The sequence below is a fragment of the Streptomyces sp. NPDC001135 genome (genome assembly GCF_053598395.1).
In genome coordinates, this window is record NZ_JBSFKD010000014.1 from 93,851 (window position 1) to 106,388 (window position 12,538).

At 71.8% G+C, this 12,538-nt stretch carries 6 protein-coding genes; all 6 read left to right on the top strand.

Features of this window, described 5'->3' with window-relative positions:
• Nucleotides 1-201: 201 nt before the first annotated feature.
• The 6 genes from ACWC94_RS18940 to tmk all read left to right on the top strand — a co-directional run bounded on the left by ACWC94_RS18940 (nucleotide 202) and on the right by tmk (nucleotide 12,491).
• Nucleotides 202-2,604, top strand: a complete 2,403-nt coding sequence (locus ACWC94_RS18940; RefSeq protein WP_450797778.1) for a sodium-translocating pyrophosphatase — start codon at nucleotides 202-204, stop codon at nucleotides 2,602-2,604.
• Nucleotides 2,605-2,862: 258 nt separating this feature from the next.
• A complete protein-coding gene (locus tag ACWC94_RS18945) occupies nucleotides 2,863-3,483 on the top strand; it encodes a small secreted protein (RefSeq protein WP_450797779.1) in 621 nt (206 codons plus the stop codon).
• A gap of 28 nt (nucleotides 3,484-3,511) precedes the next feature.
• Nucleotides 3,512-5,032, top strand: coding sequence for a DUF7059 domain-containing protein (locus ACWC94_RS18950; protein ID WP_450797780.1), 1,521 nt, complete (start codon nucleotides 3,512-3,514; stop codon nucleotides 5,030-5,032).
• Nucleotides 5,033-5,520: 488 nt separating this feature from the next.
• Nucleotides 5,521-5,718, top strand: a complete 198-nt coding sequence (locus ACWC94_RS18955; RefSeq protein ID WP_450797781.1) for a hypothetical protein — start codon at nucleotides 5,521-5,523, stop codon at nucleotides 5,716-5,718.
• A 268-nt stretch (nucleotides 5,719-5,986) separates the two neighbouring features.
• Nucleotides 5,987-8,818: a type I DNA topoisomerase gene (gene topA, locus ACWC94_RS18960; RefSeq protein WP_450797782.1), complete on the top strand. Its 2,832-nt coding sequence runs from the start codon at nucleotides 5,987-5,989 to the stop codon at nucleotides 8,816-8,818.
• 346 nt (nucleotides 8,819-9,164) lie between these two features.
• A complete protein-coding gene (tmk, locus tag ACWC94_RS18965; RefSeq protein WP_450797783.1) occupies nucleotides 9,165-12,491 on the top strand; it encodes a dTMP kinase in 3,327 nt (1,108 codons plus the stop codon).
• Nucleotides 12,492-12,538 lie beyond the last annotated feature (47 nt).

Sequence of the window (12,538 nt, forward strand, 5' to 3'; positions counted from 1 at the left end):
GTGAAGGAATTCACGATCATTCGCGATCGGGTCATGAATGCCTTGGGGGCGTTACTCCATTCGGGTGGTGTGGCGGGATCGCGATCATTTACTGATGAGCCGGTGGAGGCTAATTCCGTTTACCGCGCTCTGTTGAGATCACTCCGGGGTACCTAGAATCCGTCCACATCTTGAGCTCAGCCCAAGCGTCAAGGAGGACGAATGGCGGGGCTTTCCATCCCTCAGTCGGATCACCCCACTTCCCTCGCAGCAGCGGTTCTGACCCACGACAACCGGATCATCGTGGCCGTCATCGCGGCGGTCGCCCTGGCCGCGCTGGTCGTCGCCGGGATCCTGGTGCGCCAGGTACTGGCCGCGGGCGAGGGCACCGACAGCATGAAGCGGATCGCCGAGGCGGTCCAGGAAGGAGCGAAGGCGTATCTCGCCCGGCAGCTGCGCACGCTCGGCGCATTCGCTGTCGTCGTCTTCTTCCTGCTCATGCTGCTGCCCGCGGACGACTGGAATCAGCGTGCCGGACGGTCGGTGTTCTTCCTGATCGGTGCGGCGTTCTCGGCGGCCACCGGCTATATCGGCATGTGGCTGGCCGTGCGCAGCAATGTGCGGGTCGCCGCGGCGGCCCGGGAGGCCACACCGGCACCCGGAGAACCGGAAAAGGATCTCACTACTGTCTCGCACACCGCGATGAAGATCGCATTTCGCACGGGCGGCGTCGTCGGCATGTTCACGGTGGGGCTTGGCCTGCTGGGCGCCTCCTGCGTGGTGCTGGTGTACGCGGCCAACGCGCCGAAGGTGCTGGAGGGCTTCGGCCTCGGCGCCGCCCTGATCGCCATGTTCATGCGGGTGGGCGGCGGCATCTTCACCAAGGCCGCCGACGTCGGCGCCGACCTGGTCGGCAAGGTGGAGCAGGGCATTCCGGAGGACGACCCGCGCAATGCCGCGACCATCGCCGACAACGTGGGCGACAACGTCGGCGACTGCGCGGGCATGGCGGCCGACCTCTTCGAGTCGTACGCCGTGACCCTGGTGGCCGCGCTGATCCTCGGCAAGGCCGCCTTCGGCGACTCCGGGCTGGCGTTCCCGCTGCTCGTGCCCGCCATCGGCGTCATCACGGCGATGATCGGAATCTTCGCGGTCGCGCCCCGCCGGACCGACCGCAGCGGCATGACCGCGATCAACCGCGGCTTCTTCATCTCCGCCGTGATCTCCCTCGTGCTGGTCGCGGTCGCGGTGTTCGTCTACCTGCCGTCGAAGTACTCCGGCCTCGACGGGGTCACGGAGGCGACGATCAAGGCCAAGGACGGCGACCCGCGGATCCTCGCCCTCGTCGCGGTGGCGATCGGCATCCTGCTCGCCGCCGTCATCCAGCAGCTGACCGGCTACTTCACCGAGACCACCCGCCGCCCGGTGCGGGACATCGGCAAGACCTCCCTCACCGGCCCGGCCACCGTCGTCCTGTCCGGCATCTCGGTCGGCCTGGAATCGGCCGTCTACACCGCGCTGCTCATCGGGCTCGGTGTGTACGGGGCGTTCCTGCTCGGCGGTACGTCGATCATGCTCGCGCTGTTCGCGGTCGCGCTGGCCGGCACCGGCCTGCTCACCACGGTCGGCGTGATCGTCGCCATGGACACCTTCGGGCCGGTCTCCGACAACGCCCAGGGCATCGCCGAGATGTCCGGCGACGTCGAGGGCGCGGGCGCGCAGGTGCTCACCAACCTGGACGCGGTCGGCAACACGACCAAGGCCATCACCAAGGGCATCGCCATCGCCACCGCGGTCCTCGCCGCGTCGGCGCTGTTCGGGTCGTACCGCGACGCGATCACCACCAATGTGCAGGACGTCGGGGTGAAACTCACCGGACCGGGCTCGCCGTTGAGCCTGTCCCTGGACATCTCGCAGCCCAGCAACCTCGTCGGCCTCATCGCGGGCGCCGCGGTCGTCTTCCTCTTCTCCGGACTCGCCATCAACGCCGTCTCGCGGTCGGCGGGTTCGGTGGTGTTCGAGGTGCGGCGGCAGTTCCGTGAGAAGCCCGGGATCATGGACTTCACCGAGAAGCCCGAGTACGGCAAGGTCGTCGACATCTGCACCAAGGACGCCCTCAGGGAACTGGCCACGCCCGGTCTGCTCGCCGTGATGGCGCCGATCTTCATCGGATTCACTCTGGGCGTCGGCTCGCTGGGCTCCTACCTCGCCGGCGCGATCGGCTCGGGCACGCTGATGGCGGTGTTCCTCGCCAACTCCGGGGGCGCCTGGGACAACGCCAAGAAGCTGGTGGAGGACGGTCATCACGGCGGCAAGGGCAGCGAGGCCCACGCGGCCACGGTGATCGGTGACACGGTCGGCGACCCCTTCAAGGACACCGCGGGACCGGCGATCAACCCGCTGCTGAAGGTCATGAACCTGGTCTCGCTGCTCATCGCGCCGGCGGTGATCAAGTTCTCCTACGGCAACGACAAGAACCTGGGCGTACGGATCGGGGTCGCGATCCTCGCGCTCCTGGTGATCGTCGTCGCCGTGTACGTCTCCAAGCGGCGCGGAATCGCCGTCGGTGACGAGGACAGCGTCGAACGGGTCGCCAACTCACCGAACACGGCGGTGGTTTCGTAGCGGTACTCCTGGTTCTGATCGAGAAGCCCTGTTCAACGGGCGGGCGGGCGGCGCGTGCTGACGTGCCGCCCGCCGTTCGCATTCCGGCGGACACGTCCGCCGGCGGAGATATGGGCGGGGCTGGGGCGGGCGGCTGTGGGCTCGCCCACGTGGTGAGCCTTCTCTCGCATGGTGCAAAGAGTCACAAAGGGCGCCTCGGAGGGCGTTCGGGGTGCGGAGGGTGTGCGTCCGCCGTGTAGGGTCCGTGGGCCGAGAGCCATGGAAGGGGCCAATCCGGTGAACAAGAAGCTCGTGGCCGCACTGTCCGGCGGTTCGGTACTGGTAGCGGCGCTGTCGGGATGCAGCAGCAGCGGTGGTGGCGGCGGTGACAAGGGGCCCGACCCCAAGCTCGTGGCCTGGGCCAAGACGGTGTGCGACCCGCTGCCGGCGCAGCAGGCGAAGATCTCGGGGGCCTTCGACGCGCTGGCGAAGGTCGCCAAGGACGGTCCGCCCAAGGACGTCCAGAAGACCGACTCCCAGGCCTTCCAGGACCTGGCCGACGGCTTCAAGGCGCGCGCGGCCAGCCTTTCCGGCGCGGGGGCGCCTCCCGGCGTCGACGGCGGCGCGGCGAAGCAGCAGGACGCCGTCAAGAAGCTCACGGCCCTGTCCGCGGCGTATGCCGATCTGAAGAAGCGGGTGGACGGGCTCGACACCAAGGACCAGACGAAGTTCGCCTCCGGTCTGGGCGACCTCTCGGAGCGGATGAAGGCCGTGGCGGCGCAGTACGACGGCGCCATCACCGCCCTGCAGAACCTGGAGAAGGGCGACGTCAACCAGGCGGTGACCAAGCAGTCCGGCTGCACGAAGACCTCCGCCTCACCGTCGCCGGCCAACGGCTGAGCCGCCCGCCACGGGCCACAATGGTGGCGTGACCAACGCCACCTCCTCCCCCCTGCCCTCCACCGACCGACTCGATGTCGCCGCCCGGCTGCGGGACGCCCTGCTCGGCGCCTCCTTCACCGCCGACGGGCTGCTCGACCTGCTCGGCGCTCCCGCGTACGCGGCGCTGGCGCGCAGTGAGACCGTGCCCGCCCTGAGGGCGACCCGCGGCGACACGCCGCTGGAGACGCTCGTACGGCTCTTCCTGCTCCAGCAACCGGTGCCCCACGCGCGCGTGGCGGCCGTTCTGCCGGCCGAGGAGGCCCTGGAGGCCGGGTGGCTCAGGCGCGTGGGCGCCGACGAGGTGGCCGCCACCGTGGACGTACGGCCGTACGGCGGCCCCGGCGGCGAGGACTGGTTCATCGTCTCCGACCTCGGCTGTGCGGTGGGCGGGGCGGGTGGCATCGGGCAGCGGGAGGAAGGCGTCGTGCTGGGCGTCGGCGGTGCCTCCACGACGCTCGCCGGCATCACGGTCCGCACGCCCGTCGCCTCCGCCCTGGACCTGGGCACCGGCTCCGGGATCCAGGCGCTGCACGCCGCCCGGCACGCCACGCGCGTGACGGCGACCGACCTCAACCCGCGCGCGCTGCACATCACCGCGCTCACGCTCGCGCTCTCCGGCGCGCCCGCCGCCGACCTGCGCGAGGGCTCGCTCTTCGAGCCGGTCCGGGACGACGAGACGTTCGACCTGATCGTCTCCAACCCGCCCTTCGTGATCTCGCCCGGTGCCCGCCTCACGTACCGGGACGGCGGCATGGGCGGGGACGATCTGTGCCGCTCGCTCGTTCAGCAGGCGGGGGAACGGCTGAACGAGGGCGGGTTCGCGCAGTTCCTGGCCAACTGGCAGCACGTCGCGGGGGAGGACTGGCAGGACAGACTCAGGTCGTGGGTGCCGCGCGGGTGCGATGCCTGGATCGTGCAGCGCGAGGCACAGGACGTCACGCAGTACGCCGAGCTGTGGCTGAGGGACTCCGGGGACCACCGCGGGGACCCGGCGGAGTACCAGGCACGCTACGACGCCTGGCTCGACGAGTTCGAGGCACGCAAGGTCAAGGCGGTCGGCTTCGGGTGGATCACCCTGCGCAGGACGGGGGCGGCGGAGCCCTCGATCACCGTGGAGGAGTGGCCGCACCCGGTCGAGCAGCCCCTCGGGGACACGATCCGGGCGCACTTCGAGCGACTCGACTACCTCCGGGAGCACGACGACGCGGCGCTGCTCGCCGGCCACTTCAAGCTCGCTGCCGAAGTGGTCCAGGAGCAGGTCGGGATGCCCGGCGCCGAGGACCCGGAGCACGTGGTGCTGCGCCAGCACCGCGGCATGCGCCGGGCCACGAAGGTGGACACGATCGGCGCGGGGTTCGCGGGCGTGTGCGACGGCACGCTGAGCGCGGGCCGCATCCTGGACGCCATCGCCCAGCTCATGGACGAGGACCCGGTGGTACTCCGCGACCGGACGCCCGCGCAGATCCGGCTCCTGGTGGAACAGGGCTTCCTCGAACCGGCGAACTGACAAAGCGGCGAACTGGCCGAGTCGGCGAACTGACCGAGCCGGGCGGGCGCGGCCGGGCCGCACCGGCGGGCCGCGGCGACCGGCTCGGTGGGCGGCTGGGCGCGCGGTGGGCGAGGCGGGCCGGTTCGGCGGACGGCGGGCCGGGTGACCGGCTTGGTGCGCTGGGGCCACGGTGGCTGGTGCGGCTGAGGTAGGGCGGGTGCCCGGGTGGTCGTAGGTGTTCCGGGACGCCTTGGGGGCGGCGTCCGGATCATCGTCGTATGCCGGTGGCACGGGCCGGAGCGGACCGGGTGCAGAGGGCCGGGACGTGCCGGTACCGGGAAAACGGCCGGAAAAATACGGAGGGCCCGCCCGGGGCGGTGGCGTTCGAGCATGCGTTCGGCATCGCGTTGATCCTCCGTTCACCCCGGTGTCGCCCGTTCTTCTCCCGTGCGTGCCAGTCTCCGGCGCTGGGCGGAGTCGGACGGCACGGAAGAGGTGGGCGGGGGATGGAGAACGGGCCGGCGATCTTCACGGGCATGGTGTTCGCCCTGTTCGGCGGTGCCCTGCTGGCCTGGACCGGCACGCGCCTCAGGCGCCGCGAGCCGGTGGCCCACGGTGTGAACCAGATCGCATCGGCCGCCCTCGCGAGCGTGGCCGGGACGGTCGCGCTGGCCCTCGGTGTGTACTGCCTGATCCGCCTCTGACGTCGGTGGGTACCCGGTACCGAGAGCGCCGCAGGAGTAAGGGGAGCGTCACGCTCCGGACATGCCTCAGCGGGGTACCCGGTACTCCGGGCGGCAGGAATGGCGGTAGTCGGGTTACCGTTCGAGTGGCCGTTGTGGGCTTTTCCCGTTTGACACGGGGGCGGGATGTACCGTCACACTCCGCAGCATCACATGAGCCAGAAGCACGCCGCGACCCCGGGACCAAGGCCTGGGGAGGCCACAGCGTCGACCGGAGAGAAGAGCGAAGTTGTCCCCGACCAGCGAGACCGCACAGGGCGGCCGCCGACTCGTCATCGTCGAGTCGCCTGCCAAGGCGAAGACGATCAAGGGCTACCTCGGCCCCGGCTACGTCGTCGAAGCGAGCGTCGGGCACATCCGCGACCTCCCCAACGGCGCCGCCGAGGTGCCCGAGAAGTACACCGGCGAGGTGCGCCGCCTCGGTGTGGACGTCGACCATGACTTCCAGCCGATCTATGTGATCAACGCCGACAAGAAGGCGCAGGTCAAGAAGCTCAAGGACCTTCTGAAGGATTCCGACGAGCTCTTCCTCGCCACCGATGAGGACCGGGAGGGCGAGGCGATCGCCTGGCACCTCCAGGAGGTCCTCAAGCCGAAGATCCCCGTCAAGCGGATGGTCTTCCACGAGATCACCAAGGACGCGATCCGCGAGGCCGTCGCCAACCCGCGCCAGCTCAACCAGAAGCTGGTCGACGCCCAGGAGACCCGCCGCATCCTCGACCGCCTCTACGGCTACGAGGTCTCGCCGGTCCTGTGGAAGAAGGTCATGCCCCGGCTGTCGGCCGGCCGCGTGCAGTCCGTCGCGACCCGTCTCGTGGTCGAGCGGGAACGCGAGCGCATCGCTTTCCGTTCCGCTGAGTACTGGGACCTGACGGGCACCTTCGCGACCGGCCGCGCGGGAGATCCGTCGGACCCGTCGTCGCTGGTCGCCCGCCTGCAGACCGTCGACGGCAGGCGGGTCGCGCAGGGCCGCGACTTCGACTCCCTGGGGCAGCTCAAGAGCGCGAACACCCTCCACCTCGACGAGGCGACGGCCCGCGCCCTCGCCGCCGCCCTGGAGAACACCCGCTTCTCCGTGCGCTCCGTCGAGTCCAAGCCGTACCGCCGCTCGCCGTACGCCCCGTTCCGTACGACGACGCTGCAGCAGGAGGCCAGCCGCAAGCTCGGCTTCGGCGCGAAGGCCACCATGCAGGTCGCGCAGAAGCTGTACGAGAACGGCTACATCACGTACATGCGTACGGACTCCACGACGCTGAGCGACACGGCGATCGCGGCGGCCCGCGCCCAGGTCACGCAGCTGTACGGCGCCGACTACCTGCCCCCGCAGCCGCGCACGTACGCGGCGAAGGTCAAGAACGCGCAGGAGGCGCACGAGGCGATCCGCCCCTCGGGTGATCGTTTCCGCACGCCCGCCGAGACCGGCCTGACCGGTGACCAGTTCAAGCTCTACGAGCTGATCTGGAAGCGGACCGTCGCCTCCCAGATGAAGGACGCCACGGGTAACTCCGTCACCGTGAAGATCGGCGGCGCCGCCGCCGACGGCCGGGACGTCGAGTTCAGTGCCTCCGGCAAGACGATCACCTTCCACGGCTTCCTGAAGGCCTACGTGGAGGGCGCCGACGACCCGAACGCCGAGCTGGACGACCGCGAGCGCCGGCTGCCGCAGGTCAACGAGGGTGACGCCCTCAGCGCCGAGGAGATCACGGTCGACGGGCACGCCACCAAGCCCCCGGCCCGTTACACCGAGGCCTCGCTCGTCAAGGAGCTGGAAGAGCGCGAGATCGGCCGCCCGTCGACGTACGCGTCGATCATCGGGACGATCCTCGACCGCGGCTACGTCTTCAAGAAGGGCACGGCCCTCGTCCCGTCCTTCCTGTCCTTCGCCGTCGTCAACCTCCTGGAGAAGCACTTCGGGCGGCTCGTCGACTACGACTTCACCGCCAAGATGGAGGACGACCTCGACCGCATCGCGGCCGGCGAGGCGAAGGCCGTGCCGTGGCTGAAGCGCTTCTACTTCGGCGAAGGCACGGTCACGGGTGGCGCGGCCGACGCCGGCAACGGCGACGGGGACCACCTCGGCGGCCTCAAGGAGCTGGTGACCGACCTGGGCGCGATCGACGCGCGCGAGGTGTCGTCGTTCCCGGTGGGCAACGACATCGTCCTCCGCGTCGGCCGCTACGGCCCGTACATCGAGCGGGGCGAGAAGGACACCGAGCAGCACCAGCGCGCCGACATCCCCGACGACCTGGCGCCGGACGAGCTGAGCGTCGAGCTGGCCGAGGAACTGCTGGCCAAGCCGAGCGGCGACTTCGAGCTGGGGACGGACCCGCAGACGGGTCACCAGATCGTCGCCAAGGCCGGCCGCTACGGCCCGTACGTCACGGAGATCCTCCCCGAGGGCACCCCGAAGACTGGCAAGAACGCGGTCAAGCCGCGTACGGCCTCGCTCTTCAAGTCGATGTCGCTCGACACGGTGACGCTGGAGGACGCGCTGAAGCTGATGTCGCTGCCGCGCGTCGTCGGCACGGACGCCGAGGGTCAGGAGATCACCGCGCAGAACGGCCGCTACGGCCCGTACCTGAAGAAGGGCACGGACTCGCGTTCGCTGCAGTCCGAGGAGCAGCTCTTCACGATCACGCTGGAAGAGGCGCTGGCGATCTACGCCCAGCCCAAGCAGCGGGGTCGCGCGGCCGCCAAGCCGCCGCTGAAGGAGCTGGGCGAGGACCCGGTCTCCGGCAAGCCGGTCGTGGTCAAGGACGGCCGCTTCGGCCCGTACGTCACCGACGGGGAGACCAACGCGACCCTTCGCTCGGGTGACAGCGTCGAAACGATCACTCCTGAGCGCGGCTTCGAACTGCTTGCCGAGAAGCGCGCGAAGGGGCCCGCCAAGAAGACCGCGAAGAAGGCCGCAGCCAAGAAGACGGCCCCGGCGAAGAAGACCGCCGCCAAGAAGACGGCGGCGAAGAAGACGACCGCGGCCGCGAAGAAGACCACCGCGAAGAAGACGACCGCCAAGAAGGCGACGGCTTCGAAGGCGACGGCTTCCGGCACGGAGGACTGACAGCACCGGTACGGGCAACCGCCGGCTCCGGAAGGGGCCGGCGGTTTCCGCATAGGGGGCTGGTGGCTTCGGGCGCGGAGGGCCCGTGGCTTCCGTATGGGGGGCTTCCCTGTCGGCAGTGTCGGCATCCGGCGCAGGGGGCGGCGGCTCCGGGGGTCGGCGGCTTCGGCGCGGGTGACCCGTGGCTTGCCGCGTGGGCGGCCACGGCCTCCGGCGCGCAGGAGTGACCGTGGTCGGTGGCTCCCGGCTTCGCGCAGCGAACGCTCCGGCATCACTTTGGTGTCGGGGCGTGCGCATGCCAGGACAGGCGAGGTGTGGTGTCGGTGGCTGCGGATAGGCTGAACGCATGACGCGAGCCGAGCAGCCAACGGCCCCCACCACAGCCCCGGACGACGCCCTGGTCGCGGACTCCCGCGAGCGCGCCGTCCGTTCCCTGCTGCGCCGACCGCAGCTGCGGCGCCTGTGGAGCGCGCAGCTGGTGAGCGGTGTCGGCGACAGCCTGGCACTCTTCGTCCTGGTCGTCCTCACGCTCCAGGCGGCGATCACCCAGGGCGCGTTCGGCGGTGGATACCGCGGCGTGGCGTTCGCAGTGGCGACGGTCTTCGCCGCGCGTGTCCTCGCCGCGCTGCTGTTCGGCGCGGTCCTCCTCGGCCCGCTGACCACGCTCACCGCCCAGGAGGGGCCGCTCGACCGTCGCTGGACCATGGTCGGCGCCGACGGTGTGCGCGCCGCCCTGCTGATCGTCGCCCCCCTGTGGATCGACTGGACGCCGGACAACGCCCTGGCCGTCGTCCTGGTCACCGCCTTCGTCACCGGCGTCGCCGAGCGCCTGTGGACGGTGTGCCGGGAGAGCGCGGCCCCGGCCCTGCTGCCCGGCCCGCCCCCGGAGGGCGCCACCGTACGGCCGCTGCCGGACCACATGGACGCCCTGCGCCGCCTCTCGCTGCGCACCGGCTTCCTGTCCGTCCCGCTGGCCGCCGCCGCGCTGGTCGTCGCCGGCCTGTTCAACAACCTGCTGGGCACGGGCGTGGCCTGGTTCGACCAGCACCACGCGGCCCTCGCCTCGTACGTGGCGGCCGGCCTGTTCGCCGCCTCCCTGTCCGTGCTGACCTTCCTGGAGCTGCCCGACACGCGCACCCCCCGCGCGCGGTCCCCGCTGGAGGGCCTGCGCCGCCCGCGCACCGGCACCGGTGTCGACAAGGGCCGTACGGGCGTGATCCCGCTGCTCGTCCCGGCCTGCGCCGCGGTCGCCGGAGCCATCGCGGCGGCCGTGTCGGTGTGCGTGCTGCACGCCACCGACCTGGGCGGCGGCCCGGTCCTGTACGGCCTGCTGGTACTGGGCCTGACCGGCGGTGTCGCCGTCGGCATCCGTACGGCCCCCGCGCTGCTGCCCTCGCTCTCGCGCCGTCGGCTGCTCGCCCTCGCGATCGCCTTCACCGGTATCGCCCTGCTGGCCGCCGGGCTGGTCCCCGACGTCACCACGGTGCTGCTGATCGTCACGCTGGCCGGCGTCACCGCGGGCGTGGCCGCGAACACCGGGCACGCCCTGCTCGACCAGGAGACCGAGGACTACCGCCGGGCGCGTGTCACCGAGCACCTGCACGCGGTCGTCCGGGTCTTCATAGCGCTGGGCGCGCTGATCGCACCGGTGGTCGCCGGGCTCATCGGCCGCCACCGGATGGAGGACGGCAGGTTCGTCTTCGCGCACGGCGGTGCCTCCTTCACACTGATGCTGGTCGGCGCCCTGCTGCTGCCGGTGGCGGCGCTGGTGCTCGCCAAGGTCGACGACCGCTCCGGCATCCCGCTGCGCCAGGACCTCAAGGACGCGCTGCTCGGTGGCGACGACCCGGTCGAGACACCGGCGGCGAACGGGTTCTTCATCGCCCTGGAGGGCGGTGACGGCGCCGGCAAGTCCACCCAGGCCGAGGCACTGGCCGAGTGGATCCGCGCCAAGGGCCACGAGGTCGTGCTGACCCGCGAGCCGGGGGCCACGCCCGTCGGCAAGCGGCTGCGCTCGATCCTGCTGGACGTGTCCTCGGCGGGTCTGTCGCACCGCGCGGAGGCGCTGCTGTACGCCGCCGACCGCGCCGAGCACGTCGACACGGTCGTACGCCCCGCCCTGGAGCGCGGCGCGGTCGTGATCTCCGACCGCTACATCGACTCCTCCGTCGCCTACCAGGGCGCCGGGCGTGACCTGTCCCCGACCGAGATCGCCCGCATCAACCGCTGGGCGACCAACGGGCTCGTCCCGCACCTGACCGTCCTGCTGGACGTCTCGCCGGAGGCCGCCCGCGAGCGGTTCACCGAGGCGCCGGACCGGCTGGAGTCGGAGCCGGCGGAGTTCCACGCGCGCGTGAGGTCCGGTTTCCTCACCCTGGCCGCCTCCGACCCCGGCCGCTACCTGGTCGTGGACGCCGGCCAGGAGCCGGAGGCCGTCACCACCGTCATCCGGCACCGGCTCGACACCGTGCTGCCGCTGTCCGAGGCCGAGATCAAGGCCCAGGAGGAGGCGCGGAAGAAGGCCGAGGAGGAGGCTCGCCGCAAGGCCGAGGAAGAGGCCGCGCGCAAGGCCGAGGAAGAGCGCCTGGAGCGCGAGCGCCAGGAGGAGCTGGCCCGGCTGCGCGCCGAGGAGGAGGAGCGCAAGCGCCGCGAGCTGGAGGAGGCGCAGCGCCGCGAGGCCGAACGGCAGGCGGAGGAGGCCCGGCAGCGGGCGGCGGAAGCGGCCCGGCGCGCGGAGGAGGAGCGGCAGCGGCTGCTCGCCGAGGAGAAGGCCCGCGCCGAGGAGGAGGCTCGCCGCAGGGCCGAGGAGGAGCGGCGCCGCAAGCAGGCCGAGGAGGAGGCCCGGCTGCGTGCCGAGGAGGAGGCGCGGCGCCTGGAGAAGCAGCGCAAGGCCGAGGAGGCGCTGCTGCGTGCCGAGGAGGCCCGTCGGCAGGCGGCCGAGGCAGCGGCGGCTGCCGACACGGCGGCCCGCCGGTCCAGCACACCCCTGCCGACCGTGCCGGGCGTGGCTTCCGACGCGGTGACGGTTCCCACCCCGGCGGTGTCGCCGGGGACGCGCGGCACCGAGGAGACGGTCCCGACGCCGGCGGTCCCCGCGGGAGGAGCGGGTGAGCCGGTCACGCGCGAGGCGGGCACGGAGGAGACGACGGTGCTGCGTCCCGTGCGGGACGAACGGGACGGCCGGGGCCGGGCCGACGGGCGGCGGGACGCGGCCGGTCCGGCCGAGCCCCGCTCCGAAGCGGAGGTCACGGCCGAGCTGCCGCAGCCGCCGGCGGTCCCGGGCGCGGCGGACGAGACGACGGTGCTGCCGCCGGTGGCGCAGGGTGCGGCGGACGAGACGACCGTCCTGCCGCGGGTCCCGGGTGCGGCGGACGAGACGGCCGTGCTGCCGCCCGTGCGGGGGGACGCACCGGTGGACCGGGTGCCGTCCGGCTTCTTCCGCGACGAGCGGCCCGCCGCGGGTCCCGACGGCTCCGAGGACCGTACGCGCGAGATGCCCCAGATCGACGCCGACGGCTCCCCTCGCCGCCGGCCGCGGCCCGACTGGGCCGAGGAGACCCCGCTGGACGACCTGCCGTCGCTGGCGGACGAACTGCTGGGCTCGTACGACGAGCGGAACCCCGGCGAACGTGACGAGGAGCAGGGGCGCAGGGGCCGGGGCCGACGCGGCTGACGAGCGGCCCCCGGCGGCCACGGGCTCGGGGCGGTGCCGATCGGAAC